At 59.8% G+C, this 209-nt stretch carries 1 protein-coding gene; it reads right to left on the bottom strand.

What is annotated here, in order from left to right; genetic code table 11:
* A partial coding sequence (locus tag SD455_RS16760) for a hypothetical protein (protein ID WP_445508769.1) occupies positions 1–209 on the bottom strand: 209 nt, incomplete at both ends.

Here is a 209-nt window from a genome sequence, read left to right as displayed (position 1 = left end):
GGGATCATCGGCTCACCATGAGTGGCGTAGCTGGTCCCAGCCGCAGTGAACGCCGCAGTGGCCCCGGCCTCATTGATCCCGGGATGCAGCAGCTGGCCCTGCGGAGATTCCTTATAGGCCAGCATCAGCTCACGATCCACCGAGAGATAGTTCTGTCCCTTGGGGTTATAGATCTTCGCGGTCGGGAAGAAGGAATCCATCCCGAAGGT

The organism is Nesterenkonia sp. K-15-9-6, from assembly GCF_052656005.1.
This window is presented reverse-complemented; position numbering and strand designations above follow the sequence as displayed.